Origin of the sequence: Algoriphagus alkaliphilus (assembly GCF_900103735.1) — a bacterium.
Taxonomy (GTDB): Bacteria; Bacteroidota; Bacteroidia; order Cytophagales; family Cyclobacteriaceae; genus Algoriphagus; species Algoriphagus alkaliphilus.
This window is the reverse complement of sequence record NZ_FMXE01000016.1, coordinates 43,752-69,018: the sequence shown is the minus strand read 5'-3', so window position 1 is coordinate 69,018 and position 25,267 is coordinate 43,752. Positions and strand designations below refer to the sequence as shown.

The 25,267-nt window shown below is 42.3% G+C and carries 21 protein-coding genes; 5 read left to right on the top strand and 16 right to left on the bottom strand.

Features of this window, described 5'->3' with window-relative positions; genetic code table 11:
- The 6 genes from BLQ81_RS12325 to BLQ81_RS12300 form a co-directional block, all read right to left on the bottom strand.
- On the bottom strand, positions 1–4,121 hold a 4,121-nt coding region (locus BLQ81_RS12325), incomplete at its 3' end, for a non-ribosomal peptide synthetase (RefSeq protein ID WP_175454226.1).
- A 324-nt stretch (positions 4,122–4,445) separates the two neighbouring features.
- A complete protein-coding gene (locus BLQ81_RS12320) occupies positions 4,446–5,174 on the bottom strand; it encodes a LytR/AlgR family response regulator transcription factor (protein ID WP_092730418.1) in 729 nt (242 codons plus the stop codon).
- A 431-nt stretch (positions 5,175–5,605) separates the two neighbouring features.
- Complete coding sequence (locus BLQ81_RS12315) at positions 5,606–6,340, bottom strand: LytR/AlgR family response regulator transcription factor (RefSeq protein ID WP_092730416.1); 735 nt, start codon at positions 6,338–6,340, stop codon at positions 5,606–5,608.
- 170 nt (positions 6,341–6,510) lie between these two features.
- Positions 6,511–8,739, bottom strand: coding sequence for a tetratricopeptide repeat-containing sensor histidine kinase (locus BLQ81_RS12310; protein ID WP_092730414.1), 2,229 nt, complete (start codon positions 8,737–8,739; stop codon positions 6,511–6,513).
- 170 nt (positions 8,740–8,909) lie between these two features.
- On the bottom strand, positions 8,910–9,332 hold the full coding sequence (locus BLQ81_RS12305; protein ID WP_092730412.1) for an energy transducer TonB: 423 nt from the start codon (positions 9,330–9,332) through the stop codon (positions 8,910–8,912).
- Between the two features lie 380 nt (positions 9,333–9,712).
- Positions 9,713–11,179 (bottom strand): glycine--tRNA ligase, encoded by a 1,467-nt coding sequence (locus tag BLQ81_RS12300; RefSeq protein ID WP_092730410.1) that lies wholly within the window; start codon positions 11,177–11,179, stop codon positions 9,713–9,715.
- Between the two features lie 440 nt (positions 11,180–11,619).
- On the opposite strand from BLQ81_RS12300, the gene BLQ81_RS12290 reads away from it, so the two are divergent.
- On the top strand, positions 11,620–12,054 hold the full coding sequence (locus tag BLQ81_RS12290; RefSeq protein WP_175454225.1) for a hypothetical protein: 435 nt from the start codon (positions 11,620–11,622) through the stop codon (positions 12,052–12,054).
- Entirely contained in the window at positions 12,051–12,689 is a 639-nt protein-coding gene (locus BLQ81_RS12285; RefSeq protein ID WP_092730404.1) for an outer membrane beta-barrel protein, read from the top strand. The genes BLQ81_RS12290 and BLQ81_RS12285 overlap by 4 nt, the downstream gene beginning before the upstream one ends.
- Positions 12,690–12,911: 222 nt before the next feature.
- On the opposite strand, the gene BLQ81_RS12280 is transcribed toward BLQ81_RS12285, so the two are convergent.
- The 9 genes from BLQ81_RS12280 to BLQ81_RS12235 all read right to left on the bottom strand — a co-directional run bounded on the left by BLQ81_RS12280 (position 12,912) and on the right by BLQ81_RS12235 (position 21,997).
- Positions 12,912–13,349, bottom strand: a complete 438-nt coding sequence (locus tag BLQ81_RS12280) for an outer membrane insertion C- signal (protein ID WP_092730402.1) — start codon at positions 13,347–13,349, stop codon at positions 12,912–12,914.
- 54 nt (positions 13,350–13,403) lie between these two features.
- Entirely contained in the window at positions 13,404–14,450 is a 1,047-nt protein-coding gene (locus tag BLQ81_RS12275) for an oxidoreductase (protein WP_092730400.1), read from the bottom strand.
- 8 nt (positions 14,451–14,458) lie between these two features.
- A complete protein-coding gene (locus tag BLQ81_RS12270) occupies positions 14,459–15,085 on the bottom strand; it encodes a response regulator (protein WP_092730398.1) in 627 nt (208 codons plus the stop codon).
- A gap of 72 nt (positions 15,086–15,157) precedes the next feature.
- Positions 15,158–15,913, bottom strand: coding sequence for a sensor histidine kinase (locus tag BLQ81_RS12265; RefSeq protein WP_092730396.1), 756 nt, complete (start codon positions 15,911–15,913; stop codon positions 15,158–15,160).
- A gap of 758 nt (positions 15,914–16,671) precedes the next feature.
- Positions 16,672–17,058 (bottom strand): molecular chaperone DnaK, encoded by a 387-nt coding sequence (locus tag BLQ81_RS12255; protein WP_092730392.1) that lies wholly within the window; start codon positions 17,056–17,058, stop codon positions 16,672–16,674.
- A gap of 129 nt (positions 17,059–17,187) precedes the next feature.
- Positions 17,188–20,157 carry a protein translocase subunit SecDF gene (secDF, locus tag BLQ81_RS12250; RefSeq protein WP_092730390.1) on the bottom strand — a complete coding sequence of 990 codons (2,970 nt, stop codon included), beginning with the start codon at positions 20,155–20,157 and terminating at the stop codon, positions 17,188–17,190.
- 92 nt (positions 20,158–20,249) lie between these two features.
- A complete protein-coding gene (locus BLQ81_RS12245; protein WP_139183627.1) occupies positions 20,250–20,594 on the bottom strand; it encodes a hypothetical protein in 345 nt (114 codons plus the stop codon).
- A gap of 168 nt (positions 20,595–20,762) precedes the next feature.
- Entirely contained in the window at positions 20,763–21,383 is a 621-nt protein-coding gene (gene udk / locus BLQ81_RS12240; protein WP_092730386.1) for a uridine kinase, read from the bottom strand.
- Between the two features lie 32 nt (positions 21,384–21,415).
- Complete coding sequence (locus BLQ81_RS12235) at positions 21,416–21,997, bottom strand: non-canonical purine NTP diphosphatase (protein ID WP_092730384.1); 582 nt, start codon at positions 21,995–21,997, stop codon at positions 21,416–21,418.
- 311 nt (positions 21,998–22,308) lie between these two features.
- On the opposite strand from BLQ81_RS12235, the gene BLQ81_RS12230 reads away from it, so the two are divergent.
- Together BLQ81_RS12230 and BLQ81_RS12225 are read left to right on the top strand one after the other, a co-directional pair.
- On the top strand, positions 22,309–22,872 hold the full coding sequence (locus BLQ81_RS12230) for an LOG family protein (protein WP_092730382.1): 564 nt from the start codon (positions 22,309–22,311) through the stop codon (positions 22,870–22,872).
- Positions 22,873–23,007: 135 nt separating this feature from the next.
- Positions 23,008–23,511: a hypothetical protein gene (locus tag BLQ81_RS12225; protein ID WP_092730380.1), complete on the top strand. Its 504-nt coding sequence runs from the start codon at positions 23,008–23,010 to the stop codon at positions 23,509–23,511.
- A gap of 261 nt (positions 23,512–23,772) precedes the next feature.
- Here the strand turns inward: BLQ81_RS12225 and BLQ81_RS12220 are convergent, their stop codons facing one another.
- Complete coding sequence (locus tag BLQ81_RS12220) at positions 23,773–24,498, bottom strand: LOG family protein (protein ID WP_092730378.1); 726 nt, start codon at positions 24,496–24,498, stop codon at positions 23,773–23,775.
- A 164-nt stretch (positions 24,499–24,662) separates the two neighbouring features.
- On the opposite strand from BLQ81_RS12220, the gene BLQ81_RS12215 reads away from it, so the two are divergent.
- A complete protein-coding gene (locus BLQ81_RS12215) occupies positions 24,663–25,247 on the top strand; it encodes a YkgJ family cysteine cluster protein (protein WP_092730376.1) in 585 nt (194 codons plus the stop codon).
- Positions 25,248–25,267: the final 20 nt, after the last annotated feature.

The window sequence follows — 25,267 nt, the reverse complement described above, 5'->3', positions numbered from 1 at the left end:
TTCAGATCAGGAAAACAAAGAAGTGCACTTTCAATCTCTCCGAGTTCGATCCGGAATCCGCGGATTTTTACCTGCTCATCGATTCTTCCCAGATATTCTACTTCACCGTTATTAAGCCATCGAGCCAGATCACCGGTACGATACATCCGTTGTCCCGGGCCGAAGGGATCGGGGATGAATTTTTCAGCAGTAAGTTCCGGGCGGTTCAGATAGCCTCTAGCTACCCCCACACCACCGATGTGAAGCTCCCCGGGGATTCCGATTGGGAGTTGATTCCCTTCCTTATCCAAAACATAGAAACTTGTATTTGGCAAAGGTTTACCGATAGCAACTGCGGTTGTGTCGGATTTGATTTCAGAGGCAGAGACTTCTATCGTTGCTTCAGTCGGCCCATAAGCATTGAATAATTTCTTTTGTTTGGCCCATCTCTGAGCTATTTCCTTTCTTAGGGCTTCACCGCCACTAACTACAACTTCCAATGCCGGAAAATCAGAAGGATTCAAAATGGCCAAAACGGAAGGAGGGGCGGTGAAATGTGTGATTTCAAATTTACGCAAGGTTTCTGAAAGACTTTGATCAAGCAGCAGGTTTTCAGGCTTGACAAGCACCAGAGAAGCACCGGAGGAAAGGGAAAGAATAATTTCCCATAAAGAAGTGTCAAAACTGATAGAGGCGAACTGAAGGAACCGAGAAGCTGAAGTGATTTCAAATCGATCCAGTTGAGCAGGAATGAGGTTATTGAGACCTTTATGTTCAAGCAGTACACCTTTTGGTTTTCCGGTAGAACCAGAGGTGTAGATGACATAAGAGAGGTCAGTGTCTTTTAGAGGGAGATTCAAATTTTCAGAGGAAAAAGTATGGATTTCCTCGGGTAATTCTTCCCATATCAATACCCCTCCCATAAAGTTTTGGATGGCAGCCTCAATTGATTTTTCACTTTCATGGTGGGCAAGAAGATGACTTATGGAAGAATCTTCTACCATGAATTGCAGTCTTTCTTGAGGATAATCCGGATCAAGAGGGACATAGGCTCCTCCGGATTTCCAAACTGCCAGAATGGAAATGATGAGTTCGGATGAGCGGTTCATGCACAGGCCTACTTTGCTCTCTGCACCGATACCGCAGGACCTGAGAAAATGGGCCAACTGATTGGCTTTTTTGTTCAGTTCCGCATAAGTCAGCTCCTCTTTTTCAAAAACAAGAGCGGTATGGTCGGGGAATTCAGCTGCTTTCTGCTCAAAGAGCTGATGGACCAATGCCGATTGGGGGGCTTCCATTTTTGTGTCGTTCCAGCTTCTGATCTGCTCTGCTTCCTGTACCAGAAGGATTGGAAGTTTTGCAACAGCCTTTTCAGGGGCGCTCAGCGCATGCCGGAGCAGATTTACAAAACGCTCAGCAAGCATACCGATGGTTTCCCCATTAAACAGGTCCATGGCATATTCGATCTCAAAAGCAACATTATCCTTTGCTTCAAACCCGCTGAAGGTTAGGTCGAACATGGCAGGTGTTTCTTTTTCGGATTTGATAAGGTGGAGTGCTGCTCCTTTGATCGTTTGATGTTCATAATCTTCTTTTAAAAGAGTGAACATCACATTTATCCCCTTGTCACCAAGTTGCCGTGCCCTGAGTCCGGCAATGAGCTCGTCATAAGGGTAGGCTTCGTTTTCAAATGATTCGAGCAACAGCTGTTTGGTGCGCTCCAGAAACCCAGTAAAAGGCAGACTACTGTCCACGGTATTACGGATGGCAAGGGTATTGACAAACATGCCTACCATGTCTTCTGTCTCGGGCAGGTTTCTTCCGGAGGAAGTAGTAGCAATTACCAGGTCTTCTTTCTGGGAGAATTTACTGATCAGCAGGGTGAAGGCAGAGTATAAGAGCATGAACGGGGTAGTGCCAGTCTGTTTGCAGAACTGCTTTACCTGTTCGAAAAGGGGGCCTTCCAGTAAGAATGACTGAGTTCCTCCAAGATAGGTCCTCTCGGCCGTTTCGCCGAAGTCAGTGGGAAGTTCAAGAGCGGGAATCCCGTCTGCAAACATGGAATTCCAGTATGCTGCCTGTTTGGATCTGAGAAGCTGTTGGGCTTCAGACTGCTGCCAGCAGACGTAGTCGATATAGCTGAGGGATGGGGCAGTAAGATCCTCCCCTGCATAAGCCTTGGACAATGCTTCAAAGAACGGCCCATAGGACATGCCGTCCATGATGATGTGGTGGATGTCGATCAGGATGAGCTGACGGCTTTCGGTCTGCCAGAGTTCCATTCTGATCAGGGGAGCCTTTTGCAGATCAAAGGGCTGCTGTCCCCAATCCTGAAGTTTTTTCTCCAAGGTTGATTCTGATGATTGCAGGAACGGAACATCGACCGTAACAGCGGAAGCAACCTGCTGCCGGAGTTCCCCTCCGGCCAAGGCAAAGGAAGTCCGGAAGGCATCGAAGCGGTCAACGACCAGTTGGAATGCAGCGGTCAAAAGTGTATGGTCGATTTTGCCATCCACCTGATAAACCGCAGGCATGTTATACAGCACCGAACCATCACCCTGCTGCAGACTGTGCAGGTACACCCGCTTCTGTGCCGAGGCCAAGGGGTAGCTTTCCTGTACAGGTGCTTTGGCAATTACCGACAAGGCAGTTCTTTCCCTCTTGGCAATCAGTTCCGATAGCCCTGCGATCGTCGGGTTGGAGAAGATATCCTTCACTGATACAGCGGTATGGGTTTCCTGAGAAATCCTTCCCGACAGCTGTGCGGCACGCAATGAATCTCCACCCAGGGCAAAAAAGTTGTCGCGCGTACCGATGGAATCCGGGTTAAGGCCGAGTAGCTTTGCCCAAAGATTGACCAATATTTTCTCGGTAGCTGAGATCGGTGCCACGAAATCCGCTCCCGTACTGACCTTAGTTTTGTCACTTTCAATCTCTCCGAGTTCGATCCGGAATCCGCGGATTTTTACCTGCTCATCGATTCTTCCCAGATACTCGATTTCTCCGTCTGGTGTCCTACAGACGAGGTCCCCGGATCGGTACATTTTTCCGCCAGGATTAAATGGGTCTGCCACAAATTTTTCGGCAGTCAACTCGGGTCGATTCAGGTAGCCTCTCGCGACTCCCGCACCGCCAATATGCAGTTCGCCTAGGGTGCCGGCAGGTAGTTCTTTCCCCTCTTGATCTAAAATGTAGAATTGGGTATAAGGTAACGGCTCTCCGAGATAGATTTGATTGGTATATGAATAAATTCTGGCCGTTGAGACTTCAATAGTTGCCTCAGTGGGGCCATAGGCATTGAAAAGTTTTTTATGGGAGGCCCAACGCAGGGCTATTTCTTTTCTAAGAGCCTCACCTCCTGATACGACTACCTGAAGATCGGGAAAACCAGTGGGGTCAAGTAGTGCGAGTACAGATGGGGGAGCGGTAAAATGGGTAATCCCAAATCCTTTAAGCGTTTGAGAAAGTGGTTGATCTAACACCAGGTTTTGTGGTCTAGCAAGGACCAAGGTGGCACCAGATGCTAAGGGCAAAAGTATTTCCCAGATGGAAGTATCAAAACTGATGGAGGCAAATTGAAGAACTCGGGAGGAATGGGTTACTTCAAACCTTTGGATTTGTGTAGGAATTAGATTAGCCAGGCCCCGGTGCTCCAATAAAACACCCTTGGGTTTTCCTGTAGACCCTGAAGTATAAATGACATATGCGAGGTCAGAAAGACTAACAGATAGATCAAGATTATCAGAAGAAAAAGTAGAAATCGTCCCGATTACCTCTTCCCAGATAAGAGTCTTTCCTGAAAAGTTTTCAAATGGAGAATTGCCATGTTCATAAACTTCTAAGTGAGTGATGATCATCCCAATGGCTGAATCTTCAATCATAAACTTTATTCTGTCTAAGGGATAACTGGGATCAATGGGAATATAGGCTCCCCCAGCTTTCCAGACGGCTAAGATGGAAATGATGAATTCTGGGCATCTTTCCATGCAAATGCCGACTAGTGATTCAGCAGAAACTCCGCAGGATCTCAGGTATTGGGCGAGCTGATTTGCTTTTTGATTGACCTGTATATAAGTCAGAGATTTTTGTCCAAAAACAATAGCAGTATGGTCCGGAAATTCAGCTACCTTCTGTTCAAACAACTGATGAGGGGAATTTTTTGGAGAGTATGTTGATTCGAAAAGCATGGTTGAAAAGTGTTGATTGGGAATAAAGGATGGGTTAGGATAGACTGGGGTATTCTGAAAAAAAAGCTATTTCAATCCGTGATAGGGATAGGTCGTTTTTAGGATGAAGAGACCATTGATTGGTGCCGGAAAAATGGATTGAAGAATTTTAATTGAACTTTTCATAGTCAGATGAATTTCATTTGACTGAATTTACTCTCAATCCCTGCGCAGATTTTGAACTTGGGAGCAACCCACATTTCTTGTCGAAGAAGTGCAAAAAAATGTCAATCTATTTGGTCATAAGACCTTGATCTGCCGAAGAAGCCAACTGTACTGAGGTCTTCCTATGGGGATCTCTTTACCTTCGATTTGGATAGACTCCGCTTGGATAGATTCAATTTTTTCAAGATTAACCAAAAAGGATTTGTGGACTCGTGCGAATCGTTTGTCGTCCAGTTTATCCTGCAGGTCTTTCATCGATGATCGGATGATGTATTTTTTATCAGTGGTAAATACCTGGGTATAATTTGCGTCCGCTTCCAGATAGATGATGTCCTCAAACCTGAGTTTTACCAATAGGCTATTGGATCGGATAAAAAGGCTCTCCTTAAACACAAGTCCATGGGAAGGAGGCGTTGTATCCTTTTGCTTCATTAAGTTTTGGGATGAAGAGGTTTTGGCTGAGACATTTTGATCTGCCTGTAGCTCTGGATTATTTTTGTAGGTGCTTTTTTCAATTCTTGAATCCAGGCTGAATATTGAATCTTGAGCTTTCTTAATCTTTCGTACTTTTGGTGAAGAGAACGAGTCGATTTCCAGATCAGATCCATTAGCAATGATCCGGATATCCAAAACCGCTAGTTGAGAAGCACTTTTGTCCAAGATTTTCATCGCATCTTCGCCAGTCAAATGAGTCTTTTTCAGCGTATATCCGGATGCATTGAAGAGATCTCTCAGGAAATCGAGTTTTGCTATTTCCTCTTGAAGAATGATAATCTTGAGTGGCTCTGTGGTCTTTTCTAGCATGTGAATAGGGATTACTCTTGTATAAATCAGGTTAAAGAATGAGTGTCAAAAACCTGCTTTGGAATTTCGATGGATTTGGGGGGGCAATGATTTTTGTACGTGCCTGAAATGAAAAGTCAGGCAGCTAAGGTTGGATGGGATTGGATCCCGTGAATTGAACTTCTTTAAAGACTCTCAGAGTCGAGAAAGACGCTATCCTCCGACTCAGACGATAGCCCGGAAAGAAGTGAATGAAGGTGATTTCAGTAAGGGGAAATCCAGAAAAAGATGCAAAAAAGATGCTTTCAATAGGTAGGATTGTAGAATTCATTATTCAATTGGTTTATTTTTTTAAACAATTGAATCTATTAATAATCAGGATCCACAATCTTCAGTTGGGGAGTAACTCCCATAGATTGTGAAAGAAAGGTAAAAAAATGTCAATCTGTACTTTATAACATTTTGATCTGTTGTAAAAGCCAGCTGTATTGATTTCGACTGATTGGAATTTCTTTTCCCGAAATGAAAACAGACTCCGCTTGGATGCTGTCGATTTCCCCTAGGTTGATCAAATAGGATTTATGTATTCTCACAAATCGATTAGGGTCTAGCTTTCCTTCTAGGTCCTTGAGGGTAGACCTTATCACAAATTTTTTGTCTTTGGCATAAACCTGAGTATAGTTTGCATCCGCCTCGAGGTAGATAATATCTTGAAGCTTGAGCTTGACCAGCATCCCATTGGTCCGGATAAATAAGCTGTCACTCAGGACAAAATCGTGTGACGAGTCCTCCTCTTTTTTTCGTGACTGTTCCTTGGCAAAGTTGGCCATAGCCAACTCAATGCCTGCCAATATTTCTTTTTCATTGAAAGGCTTGACCAGATACCCGTAAGGATTGACTTCTTTGGCTCGATTGATGGTGTGGATATCCGCATGAGAAGTCAACATGATGAAGGGCAAATGGTAATTCTCGTTGATCTCAGCAGCTAGTTGAATGCCATCCTTACCGCCCTTGATCTGAATATCGAGCAGTGCGAGATCAGGGGATTTTTCATCGATCATAGCTAATGCTTCCCTGCTACTGATGGCTATTCCACACACCTCATACCCTAGCTCCTCCAGGGTTTCTTTTAGGTCTTCTGCGATGACCAACTCGTCTTCCACAATCAGAATTTTTAATTTGCTCAAGGGAATTTGGGTTTAATTAATTCTGTTTGATTTTCTATTAAACTTTTGCAAGTACTTTTTGGGAGATTTATGAGTGGTGATGGGCTCAAACTCTTCCTTGTTTATATCCCTTCAATTGATTTAGGATTCCAGTTTCGGGAATTTTAACCTAAAATAAGGGACAGTGTTCATCATGCAGCTAATTTCTGTTCGCTAAAGTCGATTTCGAATGTTGCTCCTGGGTGATGGACTATCCGGAGCTGCCCATTGATCTGCCGGGTCAGGGTCCTGACCAGTTTTAGACCCAAAGATTTGGCGGCATCGATGTCGAGATTTTCATCCAATCCTTTGCCTGTATCCGTGATCAATAGTTTATAAGCTCCGGATTCAAGCTGGGAAAAGCTGATGATGATTTCTCCAGACTCGCTATCCTCAAAGGCATATTTCAGGGAATTGGACAGCAGTTCGTTGGTAATCAGTCCCAATGGAATGGCTGTGTCCATATCGAGGTTGATATCTGCAGCGTTGATGGTGATTTTGATGTCTTTGTCAGAGCGATAGGTTTGTGTCAGAAATTCACTTAGCTGCTGAATGTACTCCTGCATGTTGATTTTGGACAGATTCTCGTATTGGTAGAGCTTTTCGTGAATGAGGGCCATGGTTTTGACACGGCTTTGGCTTTCTTTCATGGCATCCTTCATCTTATCATCTTTCAAGCCGCGGGTTTGCATACTCAATAGACTGGAGATAATCTGGAGGTTGTTTTTTACCCGGTGATGGATTTCTTTGAGTAATAATTCCCGTTCGGCATTTTGTTTGGCGATTTCTCCGTTTTTGAATTCCAGTTCCATATTATACTTCTTACGAAGTGTAGCCTGTCTGAAAAATAATCCAGCCACTCCCAAGAGGATGACCAATCCGCCAATGCTTAGGTAAATCTGCGCCTGTTGCTTGTCTGCCCTTAGGTTTTGCAGCTCCTTTTCTTGTTCTAAGTCTGCAATTGCTTTATCTTTTTTCTCCGTTTCGTATTGGGTTTCCAACTCGGTTAGCTGCTTGTTTTTAGTTTCATTGAAAGCAGAATCCTTGTAAACTTGATACAGGGACAAGTAATCATAAGCATTTTTATAATCTCCTTTTTTCTGATACGTCTCTGCCAGGCCCTGATAAGATTCTTGGAGGTCACTATAGCCTTTTAGTTCTTTTCTTATAGCAAGGGATTTTTCTAAATAGTCGAGTGCAGATTTGTAATCTCCGGTTTTGGTGTAAGCATAGCCTATATTAAAGAGGTAGCCGGCATAATTTTGAGATTTTTGATCAGCAAATCGGGCTAAGGCCTTCTCAAAGTAAATAACAGCATCAGTGTAGTTGTTTTTTTTGAACGCTACATTACCTAACATCCCATAGGTGATACCAGTCTCTTCCTGAAAACCATAAGGCTCAAAAAATTCAAGACATTTTTGTGCGTATAATGACGCCGAGTCCAAATCTCCTGAGGAAAAATGATAATTCAGTAGAGACGAATTAACATTGGCAATATCCAGAAGATTTTGAGTGTTTTTAAAATAAGACTTGGCTTTCAATAAGGAGCTATATTGTTTTTGACTATCTCCTTTGTAATCGAAAACATCTGATAATTTATAATGGACTTTAGCTATTGCACTTTGATTTTTATTGTGTTCTGCAATTCGGAGGGCCTTAAGCAAAACTTCGAACCCCTCATCCTGCCTATTCAATTCTTTTAGAATTAGATATTTATTGAAGTAAAAACCTATCCAACGGTTATTAATTGAGTCGAGGTATGTACTCAACAATGAGTCGGACTTTGAGATATGGGTTAATGCTTTTGGGTATTGGGATTGGTTCAAATACGCCAAAGCAATATTTTCATTGACACTTGCAAGTGAAGAAATATCTTTCTGCAGTTCAAATATCGGTAAGGCCTCTTGATAATTTAGGATAGCAGAATCATAATATCCTCCTTTTTCGTGCATTACACCAATATTCATGGCCATCCCCGCTACTTGATTCAGCAACTTGGCCTTCGAATAGATTAATTTTGCTTTTTTGAAGGCTGCCTTAGAAGCCATAATATCCCCTCTGAAGAATTCTAATGTTCCTTGAGCACTTAATAATTCTCCTAAAACATTAGAAATAACAATTTCCTTCTCTCTCGCCATAGTGGCAGAAAAGAAATCAAAAATTTTAGCGTCTAAGTCTTCAGCTCCTTTTTCCTGAATATAATTGATTGTTTTGATAGCCGCTGCCGTGTCCTTAATGCCAACTTGATTCCAAAATATCTTTTCATAAAAAGATAAGGAGTCTTTTGCCCAAGTTCCCTGTTGGGAAAAAGCATTGCCAATCAAAAAAAAGCTTAAGAGAAAAAAGTAAATTTTAACTGAGCTTTGCTTGTCCTGAATCATTTGATTAAAGATAGAAATTTTACTTTCATGCGCTATTAAATAAAAATCTAGAGCAAGTGTTTATGTTTTTTGAAATCAATCCGGGTAATTAACAAAAAGCCAGTTAAATTTAAAAGACTGCCCTAATTAAAGCGGCAGTCCTTTAAAATCAAAAATACTTTTTAAAAATTTTAGTCTCTAAGAGCAAATCGGATAGGAATCTGATAACCAACTTCTCTTGGATTTCCATTTTGACTGGCAGGAATCCAATCAGGCATGTTTTTGACTAATTCCAGTGCTCTTTCATCCAAATCGGGGTGAACACTTTTAGATACATAAGGATTGAGGATTTTGCCATGTTTGGAAATTCTGAAATTTACCAATACTGTACCTTCTACTCCCTGCTTAAATGGTAGCTTGGGATATTCAATACCCATTTTAATATATGAAATAAAGGCTTCTTGCCCACCAACAAAGGAAGGTAATTCCATATCTCGAAATGGAACTATCGAAGAAGAATCGGATCCGTTTCTGGCCGTTAAGTTTTCCATTTGGGAAAATGCGGAAAAAGATGTCAAAAAGACGAGTGCAATAATTGTCAGTGTAGTTTTCATCTGTTTATAATTTGTTTTTTAGCGGCCTCATGCCCGCCTGTATTCGGACAGGGAATCTCGCATTTTGGATAATCATCCCAGTGTGTGATCCCGTACCTACGGGATCATGGACATTTCATGAAATTTTTGATGTATGATGTCAAAATATTTACATGAATCTAGCTTCAATCATTATTGACTGATTGAGGTTTGGGAGGAACAGCCAAAATGAGTGAATGAAGTGTTGAAAAATGTTCTTTACAAGGTTGCTAAAATTGGATTCTCCATATCAAAATGTCAAAGTTGTCCCTATTATGGAATTGCCTATTTTTAAGTTTATAAAAAAAAGCCACCAGAAATCAATCTGATGGCTTTTTTAATCCAAAATCGTTGTTCCGAAATCAGAGCTTTTCAAATATCCTTCTAAAGCTCGTCGCCTCGGCGATTCGACCGTGAAGGTCGGAGATTGCCACACGTTCCTGTTCGGTGGTGTCGCGGTGACGGATAGTCACCATATTGTCTTCCAAAGTCTGATGATCGACCGCTATGCAGAAAGGCGTTCCGATCAGGTCTTGACGGGTGTAGCGCTTTCCGATTGATCCGGAGTCCTCATAAATGATGTTGAAATCATACTTCAGTAGGTCTACGATCTCTTGGGCTTTTTCAGGAAGTCCATCTTTCTTCACAATCGGAAGAATGGCTGCCTTCACCGGAGCAATGGCAGGATGGAACTTTAGATAGGTTCTGCTCTTTTCCTCCGAAGTCTCCTCTGTGTAAGCATTGCAAAGTGTCAACAAAAACAGTCGATCCGCCCCGATCGAGGTTTCGATCACATACGGGATATAGTTTTGATTGATCTCCGGATCGAAGTACTGCTGCTTTTTCTTGGAATATTCCTGATGGGATTTCAAGTCAAAGTCAGTTCGGGAGTGGATACCTTCTACTTCTTTGAAGCCAAATGGAAATTCAAATTCGATGTCCATCGCTGCATTGGCATAATGGGCGAGTTTTTCGTGATCGTGTTTTTTGAGCTTTTCCGCAGGTGTTCCCAAAGCCAAATGCCACTTCATCCGTGTCTCAGCCCAGTAAGCGTACCAGTCCATTTCGGTGCCAGGGCGAATGAAAAATTGCATTTCCATTTGTTCAAATTCACGCATTCTGAAGATGAACTGACGAGCTACAATTTCATTTCGGAAGGCTTTACCAATTTGCGCAATTCCAAAAGGAACCTTCATTCGTGCAGTCTTCTGCACATTCAGGAAATTGACAAAAATGCCCTGCGCGGTCTCCGGACGTAGGTATATGGTGGAGGAATCCTCTGCTACAGATCCTACCTGTGTGGAAAACATCAGGTTGAACTGACGCACATCGGTCCAGTTGGACGTGCCGCTGATTGGGCATTTGATGCCTTCGTTGGTGATGAGGTCGCGTACGCCGTCGAGGTCCTCAGCTTCCAGCAATCGAGCTAAGGCTGCAGTGAGCGACTTACCTCTTTCGGCTTCACCTTCTTTTTCGAGTTTGGCGGCATGTTCTTCTACCAGCACATCGGCACGGTAGCGCTTTTTGCTGTCCTTGTTGTCGATCATGGGATCGTTGAAAGAATCCACGTGGCCGGAAGCCTTCCAAGTCGTCGGGTGCATAAAAATAGAGGCATCAATTCCGACGATATTGTCCTGCACGCGAGTCATGGATTCCCACCAAAGGCGCTTCAGGTTGTTTTTCAATTCTACCCCATAAGCTCCGTAGTCATAGACTGCCTGCAGGCCATCGTAGATTTCAGAGCTTGGGTACACAAAACCATACTCTTTGGCATGGGAAATAATATCTTTCAATTGAGCGTTTTCGCCCGGAGTTTCTGTCTTTGCCATAGGCCGCAAAAATAAGGAAACAAATTGATTTGAACCGATTTCTTGGTAAGTCTAAAATCCTGATAAACCGAGTTTTTGGCTTTCATCTGATTCACTTATGTAAAAAAGGAAGCTTGATTTAATAATCCCTTCCTTATTTAAGAAAATCTTTGAATTTCAAAACTAATAAATACAACCCTCGTTGATTCCCTTATTCTTCAACTAACTCGCTCTAATATGAAACACCGACTTTTATTAATTTTACCACTTTTACTGTTGTCTTTTAGCGGCTTTGCCCAACTTCAAAAGGGAAATAAGATTCTGGGAGGGACACTAAATTATTCGACTTCGAAAACTACTTCAGAAGATCCAATAGGAGTGATGGGCCAGACCAGTAAAACCATCAGTTTTACGAACAGTCCCACCTTGGTGTATTTGTCTCTGACCGAACAGTCGTTGGATTGGTGTTAGATATTTTTTCATTTTCGACTGAAAATACAATAAACGGGCAGGAATTTACAAATGGTCTCAATCGATTTGGTTTTGGACCCTTTGTAAGAAGGTATTTTCCTGTAAAGGAATGGGTGGCTTTTTATGGTCAGGCAGAATTAGGCTACAGTTTCGGAAAAACCGAACAGACTTTTGCTTCCTTCCCGAATCAAAATTCAGAGCGAAGTACGAATGCGTTTAATTTGAGAGGCACTTTGGGCTTGGCATTTTTCCCAACCAATTGGATGAGTGTTGATTTATCCATGAATCCGCTTTCTTTTTCACACTCAGTAAATAGAAATGAAGTGGGATCTACTTTTGCTGATCAGAATACCAATTCGTTTAATCTGAATCTCAATAGTCAGTCATTTTATATCGGAGCTCACTTTTTCCTGAATAAGAAATGAGAAAGCTATTAGTACTTATACTGGCTGTTGGCTTTTGGTCCATAGAATCAAAAGCTCAAATGCAAAAGGGATCCTGGATAATGGAAGGAAGTGCAGGATTTGAAAGAAGTAGAAGCTATTTCCCGAATACGGATGAAAAGTCAAATCCAGTCTCTGGTTTTTCCCTTCATCCTAAAGCGGGCTATTTTGTGTCGGATAATCTTGCAATAGGAGTATCAGGACTATTGGGAAATACTTTGAATAGAAACAAAGATTTCGATCAAAACATACCCTATCAATTCAAAAAAAGTAATCAGTTTACTTATGGAGCAGGTGTCTTTATCCGTAAGTATATGCCAATAAATGAAAGCCTTTCTTTCTTTTCAGAGGTGGGATCGGAGTTCTCATGGGTGAAAAATCGAGTTGTTTTTAATGAACCTGCAGGTGAGGAAGCGAGCCAATATCGAAAGACGGTATCCGCTCAAGGCATTTTGGGACTTCAGTACTTAATCAGTTCTAAGCTGGGAGTTCATATACAAACGAATCTTATTCAGTATGAACGAACTCAATTTTCTCTGGATTCAGATCACAACCAATATGAATTCCGAGCTGGATTTCTTATCAATCCACGCTTTGGGTTCACGATTTTCTTATAAATGAAAAAGCCTCTGAATTTGTCGTTCGGAGGCTTTTTACATTTGTTTTTGACAAATGACCTCGACTTTCCGCCACGTCGGACAGGCAGCTCGGCCACCGAATTATGATTTATTCTAGGGAGGGTAGGAAGTCGAGGTGAAATCAAAATGAAATCCCGCTTCTTCCGTCACTTGTGCTGAGCGGAGTCGAAGCATCGGTCTCCCGTCTTCTGTCTTCCATTCTTACCTAAACGTATATTTGACTCCTACGCCACCCCGCAGGTAGCTGCCATATTCATCATAGAATACCGGTGCGGCCTCGATCAAAAACCCGAAGTTTTTATTGTCCAGAGGTTTAATCAAAACGCCAAAAGGAATTACCAAGTAGGTACCATTGTAATATCGGTCTCTTCGATGGTAATAATGATCAAAAAGACCAATTCCGACACCCACGTAGGCATTGACGTCGGATTTTTTGACAAAATTATAGGCCCCCATCAACTCAAGTCCGATTGCCCGTCCCAAACCCAAGCGCGCTTCGCCGAAAAATTCCTTATCCGGGTCGGTGCCTATGGTAATAAAGGTTCGGGTATTTTGAAAGTTGATACCCGCACTCACTTGGGCCTGAGCTACATGTATCAAACCCATTAAGAAAATCGAAAGAAAGAAAAGCTTTTTCATACGGTATAAGGTTGGTTGAACAATTTGAACTAGACAAAGTCCAAGCCAAGATAGTTACCAACCTCCCTCGACACTCGAGATTTTCCTTCCTTCTCTTGCACTTGTGAATGCAGCCTCAATGATTTTCAGCACGGATATAGTCTGAGGCAAAGTCACTTGAAGGAGCGTGTCTTTCAAAATTGCATCCGCAACATTTTGATAAAAAATCCGGTAGTCTCCGGGCAAAGTTGGAAGGGCAACTGTCTCATTTTCGAAAAAGAGTTTTCCCCAGCGATCCTCAGGATCTACTCCCCAATTGACTCCTTCGGGCTTCTTCCCATCTTTGAAGGCTTGCTCCTGCACGTCTAAAAAGAACTTTTGAAAACTTCCCTTTTCCCCTAAAAGTAAAAATTTCGGCGTCGGGACATTGACCAAAACACCTGCTGTCGCCCGGGCTTTGAAAGCTGGATAGAAAAGTGAAATATCGAAATAATCGTCTGCAATGGCGTTTTTTCGCTGTTTTTGGATGTCTGCGAAGATGGAGTCCGGCTTTCCAAAAAGCAAAACGACTTGGTCTATCAGATGTGAACCCAGATCGAAGGTAATGCCGTTTCCGGGTACGGCCTTTTCACGCCAGTTTTCAGAAACCTGTGGCCTGAATCGGTCAAAATGCGACTCCAAATAGACTAAATCTCCGAGTGTATTTTCAGCGACAAGTTTTTGCAGGGTGCGGAAATCCCCGTCGTAGCGTCGGTTATGAAAGACACTGCAAATCAGATTTCTTTCTTTGGCGATTTTCTCCAGTTCTTCTGCTTCATGGGAATAGATCGTGACGGGTTTGTCCACTACGACGTGCTTTCCGGCGAGCAGACATTGCTTGGCCATGGGATAGTGAAACTCATTGGGCGTAGTGATACAGATCAAGTCTGCAAAGTCAGCGTCAAGCAATTCCTCCAGGCTTTTGAACGTCCTCACATTGGGGAATTTCTCCCCACATTTTGTACTATTTCGCTCCACCACTCCCACCAAATCCAAGTCAGGACACACTGAAATCAAGGGAGCATGCATTTTTTCGGCTACAGAGCCATAGCCGACTAAAGCGGTGCGAATGGGCTTATTCATAATAGAGCTTATAGATGCATTTCGTTGATTTTTTTGATCAACTCGACGCGTGAAGTGACTTGAAGTTTTTGATGGATGTTTTTTCGGTGTGTCTCGATGGTTTGAACACTCAGACTTAGTTCTTCGGCAATTTCCCGATTGAGCATTCCATCACTGATCATTTTCAGGATCTGAGTTTCCCGTCTCGAAAGTCGATATCGCTCACGGAATGCATCAAAAAAAGGTGTCAGATTCGCTTGTTGGATGACTCGGTTGAAGTCTACAAGATATCGTCCTTCATACACTTCAATGATGGTAAAGATCAGTTCATCAGGATCGGCATCTTTCAGGATAAAGGCATCAGCGCCCAATTGCATACATTCTTTAAAAATCTTTTCTTCATCGTACATGGATAATACGACCACCTTCAGTTCCGGATGGTGTTTTTTGCAGTGGCGGAGCACTCCGAATCCATCGACGATAGGCATATTGAGGTCTGTCAGCACGAGATCGACTTCTTCCTTGTCCAAAAATTCAAGCAGCTCTTTTCCATTGGGAAATAAGCCCGTGACCAAAAATCCCTCGTGCTCCTCTATGAGTCCCTCCAGTCCTTTGGCAAATAATTTATGGTCATCGGCTAGTGCGATTCGGATCATTTTGTAGGAAGGTGATTAGGTTTGTTAGCTGAGGGAGATTTACTAAAGACTACGGAAAGTAAAACACTTAATTCATAAAGGCAACAACAAAGTGATGCGTGTGCCTTTTCCGACTGTAGATGTCAGTTTAAATGTTCCTCCGATAGTTTCCATTCGTTTGGTAAGATTAAACATTCCACTTCCCTCTGATTTTTGATTGGTGTCAAACCCAAGTCCATCGTCTATGATGTTGATTTCTCTGAAAGCGCCGTTTTTAGCCATTTGAATCGTTAAATGATCAGGCTGTGCATGTTTTATTGCATTGTTAAGACACTCCTGAATGACTCGGATAAGTACCAGTTTTTGATCTTTTTTTAATTCCTGGAACGAAAAATCTGAGTCGAGAGAAGTTTGACAGAATCCGGTACCCTGAATTTTATCTAATTGTTGTTGAATAAAATCTTCCAATGTGACTGATTCTACCCAATCTAAATTTAAAGTTTTAGACAGCGATCTTACTTCTTTTATGATTTGATTGATGTACGTTTTGCCTTCGGCTTGTTTTTCGGGTTTGGTGGAATTGAGGTTCAGTTTGGCCAATGATAACAGTTGGCCAATATTGTCATGCAGTTCTCGTCCGATATGGGTGAGTGTTTCCTGTTGGATTTCATTCTCAATATTCAGAATGGTTTTTTCATATTCGGTTTTGAGATGATCCAGTTTCTGTCGATTCTGTACCTGCCGCTGCCTATGAAGTACTACCATCGAAACAATGAATGTAGACATCAGTATGGCGAGAAAAGCTCCTCCAAAAAAAATCAAAGCGATTTGGCTTTCCTGCTCACTCATATGACAATTCTTTTGGGGCGAAAAAACGGGTGTTTAGGATAATAGGGACTAAAAAAGAACACAATACCATTAACCATGTCAGCATGGAAATTATGTATAAAGATGCCATTAGATTCATGCTAACGCTAATAATATAATTAAAGGAAATTTCAAGTAAAAATTTAAGGGTGTCGTTAAATAAAATTGCAGTTACCTGCCAAAACGAAAAGGCTTTTATTGGATTGATTTCCGAATATTCAGGATGGGAGATCAGCTCCATGAAATAAAATCCACAAACAATGATTACAGCAGAATCTCCCACCAAAATAGAGTATGCTTGTTGCTCAAATATCGATTCAATTCCCAATACCTGAAATACCACATATGAGATAATAAACAATAGAGACAAACCCTTTACAATTCTCTTTTTGAGGGGACTGAATAAGTATTGATAGATCAGCGCTAAAAAGAGCAGTGAGGTAAGGTGCGCACCAAAGAAGTTATAGACCCAGAGGTTGTAATTGTTTTCGTATGTGTAATTGAAAACCTGATAAAGCCATTTGTTGACTTCTTTGAAATGTACAGTTACTGCAGCTAAATATTCATAAAATACAGTGAGAATTATCAAACAAAATGGAAGGTAAAATTCGGGTTTTCCTTTTTTTTCTTTGTCTAGAAAAAAGAAAAAAAGCAATGCCAGAATTAAAATACAGGATATACTGATGAAGTACCAATTATTTACTCTATCCCAAAATGAAAGCATTTTTCGTGATAAACTATTATTGACAAGTAGGTGGACATTTTATCCCGCGATTCTCATACTCTTCGCCGGCTACTTCGCTGTCGGTCACGTCTACAGGCTTGCCATCCTTGAGGTTTGCTGCCTTAAGAACAAGTGTGATCCCTCCGCTATAGCTATTCGGTTCGGTTGGATGCCACTTTTTGGCTAATTCCTCGGTGTACTCAGTAAGGTAGAATTTTATTCCGCCCGTTTTTCCGTCTTGGTCAGCTTGATCCAGTAGATTTTGAAGTGTATCCCGATCAAAGAAAACCCATTCCGTTTGTTTGGTGACATCACCTTTTGGGTTTTTGCCGGGTTTTCCCTGTCCTACTTCCTGTTTGTACTTCTTCTGCATTTCCTCGAAATCCTTCTTACTGATTTTCATTTTGGGTTGGTTTGATATGCGTTGAATTAAAAATAAATAGTTTCAAAAGATAATGCATTTTGCCGGGATAGGATAAAAAAAAGGAGCGAGATGACTCCCGCTCCTTTGAATAGTTATGAATTATACAGTTTAGGCAACTTTTTTAGCATCTTTTGGTGCTGCTGCGCCTTCATTTTCAATTTCTCGTTTCATCAAATCCACCACGATAGGAGTAGCAATGTAGATAGAAGAATACGTACCTACTACAATCCCAACGAACAATGCGAACGAGAAACCTCTCAATACTTCACCTCCGAACAGTAGCAAGACAATCACCACAATCAAGGTCGTGAAGGAGGTGATCAAGGTTCTACTTAATGTCTGATTGATCGAATCGTTGAATACCTTTACCAGTTTGTTAGTCCCACGGCTTTCAATGTTTTCCCGAATACGGTCAAACACGATTACGGTATCATTGATGGAATAGCCAATTACAGTAAGCATGGCGGCAATGAATACCTGATCAATCTCAAATGTGGCTCCGAATGCACTGGCAATCGCAAAAGCTGCAATCACAAACATGGTATCGTGAACCAATGCGATAATTGAAGCTAGGGAGAACTGCCACTTACGGAATCTCAACAGAATGTAAAGGAAGATGGCGATAAGTGCCGCAATCATCGCTTCTGCTGAGGAAGCCTTGATGTCATCCGCTACGGTAGCCCCTACTTTGGACGATCCGGTGATGGAGAATTGCCCTGCACCGATTTGCTCTGGGTTATCTACGAAAGTAAATCCGGTTACTGTAGTGATTCCTTCTTTTACTTTGGACTCCACTTCTCTGTTGGACGCATCATCATCCTCATTGATGAGGTATGACGTGGTGACTTTAAGGGTGTTAGTTGAACCGTAAGTTTTCACTTCTACCGAACCGTCAAATTCTCCGTCAAGACCCACTTTCAAGTCAGATGGCACTACAGCCTCATTAAAGGCAACGATGTAAGAGCGACCTCCGGTGAAGTCAACACCGAATTTTAATCCGTTGACCGCTGCAATACCAAGTCCGATTACAATGATTGAGGTTGAAATGATGTAAGCAAATTTTCTTTTGCCCATGAAGTCGATATTCAGCCCACTCAATGCGTTTTTAGCAAATGGTGCAGTGAAGTTGATATTGCTCTTGTCTCCCTTAGAAGTCATCCATGATACAATCACTCGGGTGATGAATACTGATGAAAAGAATGAACATGCGATACCGATCATCAATACGATGGCGAAACCTTTAACCGGTCCTTGTCCTAGGGCAAATAAGATCGCACCTGTGAGGAATGTGGTCACGTTACCGTCAAGAATTGCAGAGAAAGCTTTGCTGTAACCCGCATTTATCGCGGCCATCAAGCCGACACCGTTTCTTAGTTCTTCTTTGATTCGTTCGAAGATCAAGACGTTAGCATCAATCGACATACCGATGGTCAAGACAATACCGGCAATACCGGGCAATGTCAGGGCAGTACCCAATTGAGCAAGGATTCCAAGAATAAAGAAGATGTTGAATACCAATGCCGCGATAGCTACCAGACCGCCTTTGGCGTAATAGGCTACCATGAAAAGCACAACAAGTACCAATCCGGCAATCATGGAGAACACACCCTGACTTTGTGCTTCTTTACCAAGTGTAGGGCCGATGATGCTTTCCTCCACGATTTGAGTAGGCGCAGGAAGGGATCCTGATTTTAGAATATTTGCTAAATCCTGAGCTTCTTGAATGTTGAAGTTACCTGAGATTTCAGATTGTCCGTTGGGGATTTCTCCGTTTACCACAGGAGCCGTGTAGACATAGTCATCTAATACAACAGCGATTCTTCTACCGATATTCTCACTTGTCAGTTTTCTCCATTTTCTTGCTCCATCCGCATTCATTTGCATGGATACAGCCGGACGGGAAGTTTGATCCAAGGTCTGTCTTGCGTCAGTTACCACATCTCCTTCAAGAGGAGCTTGGTCACTTCCTCGCGTGGTCTTGATGGCATAAAGTTCCAACAATTCAGATCCATCCTCAGCTTTGACGGGCTTTACACCCCAAAGGAGCTTCAGATCTCTTGGAAGAAATGATTTGTACCGCTCATTCTTAATGATTCTATTGATTGTGATCGTGTCACGAACATCATATACTAAACCATTGCCTTTTAATAAGCTGATCAAAGGAGAGACATTCGTTGCGCTTTTTGCCGGGTCCAGTTGTTCCAATTGTTTCTCCAAGGCATTTTTGAGTGAATCTTCCGCAGAAAGTTCTTCCATCGCTGTCGTGTCAACTGAAGCTGGACTTGCTTTCTGATCAGCAACCCAAGTGGTATTGATCGTTTCGATGGATCCTCCGTATTCGTTCAGTTCCAAGACTTCCCAGAACTGAAGCTTTGCCACGCCTTGAAGCATATTTCTTACCCGCTCCTGATTGTCAACGCCCGGAAGTTCGATTTGGATTCGGCCAGAACCTGCAATTCGCTGGATGTTTGGCTGAGAAGTTCCGAATCGGTCAATACGGGTTCTGAGAATGTTGAATGATCTTCCGATGGCATTTTCAACCTCGGTATTGATGATATCAAGAATAGCAGAATCCGTAGTTTCCAAAGAGATTCGGCCTCTGTTGGCAGCGGTAGCAAAAATGCTGCTCAGTGATTTACCTGGATTATTTCGTTGAAATGCCGCGTAAAAGAGGTCTACATATCTTGTATTTGAGGTTTTTGCCTCTTCACGGGCTTCCGCTACAGATTTATTGAAGGCCTCATCCTTTGGATTTCCGGCAAGTCCTTTGACGATTTCCACTGGAGACACCTCCAAAGTGACATGCATACCTCCCTGGAGGTCAAGACCCAAACCAAGTTCGGTTTCTTTGATTTCCTGATAAGTGAAACTACCACCCAGAAAACTGTAAACTGGCTCTCTCCATACGGAGTCTAGGTAGGCTCTTTTTTTGGCAAAGTCAATATTGCCGGAAGTGTCCGTAGCAAAAGCTTCAGCTTTCTTTTGGACACCATTCGATACGAGTGTGAAGGACAGATAGTACAGGCAGAGCACTGTAACAATCACTGTCAAAAACACAATGATACCTTTGTTTTGCATAAGGATTGGAAAGTTAAATTGATTAAGAAATACAAGGGGATGCTAAACCAAAATAGATTTAGCTGGGGTTATCAGACAGAAAAAGGTGGATTTCAGGGGCCTTTGGTAGATATGATCCGCTCAAAAAGAATTTCTACCAACTGATTTGGGTAGTATGCGGAGACGGCCTGCAGACTTGGGATCTCGAATTCAAAGCTGAAAACCTGATAGATCAGATACAATACCGTATCAGCTACATGAAGCACAAAAGGGACTACCGCGTCAACAGCAACATTAATGAAAGTCTGATCCTGATTTTTGGAGGCTTGCTCAGTCTGGGAAGATTCGCTATTCTGAGGCACATATTCCACGCTGGAAATAAACAGGCAAAAAAGCAAAGCCATCAACAGCGTGAATCGCTGCTGGAATAGATTGCTATGGATTAACCTGTTTTTCACTTGTTTATGTTCTGCTATTCAAAGTCAACACCTGTCCCGATAATCGGGCTGGAATCTCGCATTGATTAAGAGTATCTCAGTGTATGTCATCATTGAGATGCTTTATTTCTTGCGAGGCAAATATAGACATTATTTGAAAATCACGTCTTTTGCTTTAATTTTTTTGGATCATTTGCCCGATTTGGCCCGCAGGTAAGTTCGAATCACATCCAAGGCCATGTCAAAGCTGGAATTGTTAGGCACAATAAGATCTGCTTCGTTTTTGAATGGCTTAATGTATTTTTCATAAGTTGGCATTACATGCATCTCGTAGCGATACAGTACATCATCCAAATCATAGCCCCGCTCTATTTTGTCCCGGATGATTCGACGTTTTAATTTGATGTGATCTTTAGCATCAATAAAAATTTTTAAATCCAAAAGATCTGCTAATTCCGGATAGTAAAGCACGAAAATCCCCTCAACCACAACCACAGGTGCAGACGCAAAACTCAATATTTTAGGCGTCTTAGCAGCATTATTGAATGTGTATTCCTCTCGGAGAACTGTTTCCCCATCTTGGATTTTTCGAATGTCTGCTGCATACTGCTCGAAATCGATGCTATGTGGCGTGTCAAAATTATGAACACCTTGCGCATCAATGGGTTGCAGGTGACGGGGCTTATAATAGTTGTCTTGAGAGATGAGGCAGACTTCATCGGTTTCGAAACTGCTGAGCAATCGCTCTAAAAATAATGTTTTGCCAGAGGCAGAACCTCCCGTGATCCCGACGATGAATGGTTTTTTCATTGGCGCCAAAGTTAAAGGATTTAAGCTTGATCTCAGAATTTTCTATTGCTTAGAAATGAAATCAAAGCCTTGACAGCTTTTCCACGATGACTTATTTCATTCTTTTCTGCTAAAGTCAACTCTGCGAAAGTCTTTGTAAATCCTTCAGGTCTGAAGACTGGATCATACCCAAAGCCACCAAAACCTACTTTTTCTTCCAAAATCTCCCCTTTGGCTGTTCCCTCAAAGGAATATTCCTTTCCATCCAAAATCAATGCAATCACAGTTCGGAACTTGGCTTTTCGGTTACTTTTATCCTGCATTTTTTTCAAAAGCAATTCGATATTCCGCTCATCGCTTCTTGGTTCACCGGCAAATCTCCCCGAATAAACACCCGGTTCCCCTCCCAAAGCTTCCACTTCCAGTCCGGTGTCATCGGCAAAGCAATCGACACCGAAATTGTCTTTGACAAACCGGGCTTTTTCAAATGCATTGTAATCCAGGGTATCGCCGGTTTCAGGAAGTTCTTCAGTACAGCCAATTTCCTGAAGGGATACGATTTCAAAGCCAGGCCCTAGGGCTGCTTTCACTTCTTCAATTTTCTTGGAATTATTGGTTGCAAAGCAGATTTTCATACACAATTAATTTTGGGAACTACATGGAAATGTACTGCAAAGGTTTCAGAGAATTTGGGAAGAGCTGCTCAAATTGATTTTTAAAAAGCCAAGGCAGAGTCTATTCGGTCTTTAGCTAACGTTTTTTATGCTGTAAATCGTTTTTCTTGCCAATAGTCAAGGGAACTAAGGTTTGAAGTTCGATAAAACGAACCCCGTCAATTCCAAGTTTCTTCTTGATCTACTGGCAGAATTTCGGGTAATCCTGTTTTTTCTTGTCTTCATTGAAATGGCTTTCTTATCCTTATTAGCAAAAACTTGTATTTTGGGGCATGAAGAAAATCACGATTTACTGCGGCTCAAAAAAGGGTACTAACAGTGTCTACGAGGCAGGGGCTCGCGCCTTGGTTCTGGAGATGATCAAGCGGGATCATTCCTTGGTTTACGGGGCTGGCCGTGTCGGTTTGATGGGAGTGATTGCAGATGAAATGCTGGCTGCAGGAAAGGAAGTATTGGGGATTATTCCGCAAAAACTGGTGGATAGGGAAGTGGCGCACACCGGTTGCACGGAGTTGATAATTGTAGAGACGATGCGTGACCGTAAGTGGCTGATGGCGGAGCGGGGAGATGGATTTATCGCAATGCCGGGAGGTATTGGAACACTGGAAGAACTTTTTGAGATTATGACCTTGAATCAACTCTATTATATTCAAAAGCCGCTCGCATTATATAATGTGAATGGGTATTTTGATAAGTTGATTGAATTCCTGAATCATGCCATGGATGAGGGCTTTCTGTATCCGGAACAGGAAGAAATGCTGATCATATCCGATGACCCCGTGGATCTGCTGGATCAAATGTCAGCATATCAAGCAAGACGGCCTGCGGATTGGTGAATGTAAAATCCTCCAAGATTCTTGAAAAGAAAATAAAAATTCCATAATCCGATTGGGATAGATCCTGTACTTTCTATTTACTTCTTTCGAGATTAAAAAGATAAACTGTACTTTTGCAAGAACCTTGATAGCTGCATGATAGATAAACTTTTCCCGCTTGACAAAAATTATATTCTCAGACAAGCCCAATTTGTCTTGGAAGAAGAATTGTTGGATCAGATGATCTATGAGTTGAAGCGGTCCTATACTTATTTATACAATCCACTTCAATTGATGGATCAGACTTACGCCAAGATTTTGGATACGTTCCAATTCCCCTCTGATCGGGTGAGGTTGATTTACCGTCAGCTCTGCGGGATCTATCGGTTTAAAAACAGAGACAATCAACTTGAGCTACTTTTTGATGGACGGACTCATTTTGACAAGTTTAAGGAAGAATGGGAAGCGTGCTTTATCGCGTGGCTCCGAGAGCTCGGTCAGCATGAACAATATGTCAAAACCATGCTTAGAATGACCCTGCTTTACGATACCGAATCCAGGGCAGAGTGGGCAGAAAACCACTGTAAGGCTTTCATCAACCAGTATTTTGAGCTTAAGGTTGTGAAAAGGCAAGGAGAATTGAGGCTTAAAGTAGGTTGACAACAGCTAAGTTCAGGAACAAGGGGCTGTCTCATACCTGCAGTTTGTCACCTTGAGCAGAGTCGAAAGGTCCTCGACTCTGCTCGGAATGACACACATTCAGCTGCCAAAATACCTTACATCATCGGTAGCGAAGTAGAAATGCGTCTGTATTCGCTTCTACTGGCCTTCGTACTGCCCAACTCTCGTTGGTCAGGTGCTCAGGCTGACACAAATCAGGCCATTTGAGACAGCCTCTACATGTTGAGTTCCGCCGCTTAATCAAAAGTTTGGACTCAATAAATATTTGCTGTAAAACTCGTCAATCACTTTGACCGCGTCGGTAGCATTATCCACCACTGAGAATAAGTCAAGATCTTCCTCTTTGATGAAATTATTTTTTGCGAGTAGGGTTTTTTTTATCCAATCTATCAATCCTTCCCAGAAGGATTTACCCACAAGTACAATCGGGAAGCGCCCGATTTTATTGGTTTGGATCAAGGTAAACGCTTCGAAAAGTTCATCCAATGTTCCGAAACCACCCGGAAGCACTACAAATCCCTGAGCATAGCGCATAAACATAACCTTTCGCACAAAAAAGTAATCGAAAGTGAGAAGTTTGTCCCGATCGATGTAGATGTTGTTGAATTGTTCAAAAGGCAGGACAATGTTCAATCCCACAGATTTGCCACCTTCAGAGTAAGCCCCTTTGTTACCGGCCTCCATAATTCCCGGTCCACCTCCGGTGATTACGCCATACCCGTGTCGGACCAGCTTTGCAGCGATTTCTTCTGCCATCATGTAATATTCATGGTCGCGTGGAGTCCGAGCAGACCCGAAAATTGAAACACAGGGCCCTATCTTCGCGAGCTTCTCGTAGCCTTCCACAAATTCTGACATTACTTTAAAAATAGCCCAAGAATCCTCGCTTCTGATTTCACTCCAGTCGCGTTCTTTAAAAGCTCGTTTGATCCGTTCTTCGGCCTTGTTGTCTTCTAAATTGCTCATGTTAATTCGTTTTATTCCCTCAAAAAAACGATTCTAAGCTTGAAAAGGTGGTGTCTTCCGGGCTTTGACTTTTAAGAAGCTGATAGTCAATGAGAAAAAATGCAAGAGACAAAGGGTTTTATGGGAGTAACATCCACTACTTTTGTTTTCTGAATGATTTATAAATGAATTTATTTGAAAAATCCGAGGCAGTCCGAGAACTCTTTCAGGCATTGGAAGATGAATCGCGGCAATTCCATGCTGAGTCAGGGATGGGTTGTGTATTCGGTTGCGGATTTTGTTGCGCAAATCCAGAAATTCCAGCCTCACCCTTGGAATTTCTGCCACTTGCATTTGATCTCTATGAAAAAGGAATAGCCGAAGAAATAGCCAATCAACTCGCTCTTCAGGACCAATTAGGCAACTGCATCGTTTACCGTTCGCAAAAGGATGACCCTACGAAAGGATATTGTGGTAATTATTCAAATAGAGGATTGATCTGTAGACTTTTTGGAGCATCTGCCCGCAAAACCAAGTATGGACAAAAGGATCTCATCACCTGCAAAATCCTGAAAGCGGAAAAACAAGAAGCTTTTTCCCTGACATCTTCACGAATCAACTTAAACATGGAAATCCCTATTGCGGCAGCTTATTATACCCGTTTGGCAGATGTGGATCAGTCTTTGGCTAATCAATATCCAGTCAATCAAGCTATTTTGATGGCTTTGGAGTTGGTTTTGAGGTTTAAATTCTACAAAGAAGCAGAGTAAAGGGAAGCCGTCTTATTTTT

Excerpts from the sequence above, each read along its gene's own strand:
- BLQ81_RS12285 (WP_092730404.1), top strand. The coding sequence starts at position 12,051 with ATGAGAAAGCTATTAGTACTTATACTGGCTGTTGGCTTTTGGTCCATA.
- BLQ81_RS12255 (WP_092730392.1), bottom strand. The coding sequence starts at position 17,058 with ATGAAAATCAGTAAGAAGGATTTCGAGGAAATGCAGAAGAAGTACAAA.
- udk (WP_092730386.1), bottom strand. The coding sequence starts at position 21,383 with ATGAAAAAACCATTCATCGTCGGGATCACGGGAGGTTCTGCCTCTGGC.
- BLQ81_RS12230 (WP_092730382.1), top strand. The coding sequence starts at position 22,309 with ATGAAGAAAATCACGATTTACTGCGGCTCAAAAAAGGGTACTAACAGT.
- BLQ81_RS12220 (WP_092730378.1), bottom strand. The coding sequence starts at position 24,498 with ATGAGCAATTTAGAAGACAACAAGGCCGAAGAACGGATCAAACGAGCT.
- BLQ81_RS12265 (WP_092730396.1), bottom strand. The coding sequence starts at position 15,913 with ATGAGTGAGCAGGAAAGCCAAATCGCTTTGATTTTTTTTGGAGGAGCT.
- BLQ81_RS12305 (WP_092730412.1), bottom strand. The coding sequence starts at position 9,332 with ATGAAAACTACACTGACAATTATTGCACTCGTCTTTTTGACATCTTTT.
- BLQ81_RS12310 (WP_092730414.1), bottom strand. The coding sequence starts at position 8,739 with ATGATTCAGGACAAGCAAAGCTCAGTTAAAATTTACTTTTTTCTCTTA.
- secDF (WP_092730390.1), bottom strand. The coding sequence starts at position 20,157 with ATGCAAAACAAAGGTATCATTGTGTTTTTGACAGTGATTGTTACAGTG.
- BLQ81_RS12280 (WP_092730402.1), bottom strand. The coding sequence starts at position 13,349 with ATGAAAAAGCTTTTCTTTCTTTCGATTTTCTTAATGGGTTTGATACAT.
- BLQ81_RS12215 (WP_092730376.1), top strand. The coding sequence starts at position 24,663 with ATGAATTTATTTGAAAAATCCGAGGCAGTCCGAGAACTCTTTCAGGCA.
- BLQ81_RS12225 (WP_092730380.1), top strand. The coding sequence starts at position 23,008 with ATGATAGATAAACTTTTCCCGCTTGACAAAAATTATATTCTCAGACAA.
- BLQ81_RS12320 (WP_092730418.1), bottom strand. The coding sequence starts at position 5,174 with ATGCTAGAAAAGACCACAGAGCCACTCAAGATTATCATTCTTCAAGAG.
- BLQ81_RS12275 (WP_092730400.1), bottom strand. The coding sequence starts at position 14,450 with ATGAATAAGCCCATTCGCACCGCTTTAGTCGGCTATGGCTCTGTAGCC.
- BLQ81_RS12300 (WP_092730410.1), bottom strand. The coding sequence starts at position 11,179 with ATGGCAAAGACAGAAACTCCGGGCGAAAACGCTCAATTGAAAGATATT.
- BLQ81_RS12270 (WP_092730398.1), bottom strand. The coding sequence starts at position 15,085 with ATGATCCGAATCGCACTAGCCGATGACCATAAATTATTTGCCAAAGGA.
- BLQ81_RS12235 (WP_092730384.1), bottom strand. The coding sequence starts at position 21,997 with ATGAAAATCTGCTTTGCAACCAATAATTCCAAGAAAATTGAAGAAGTG.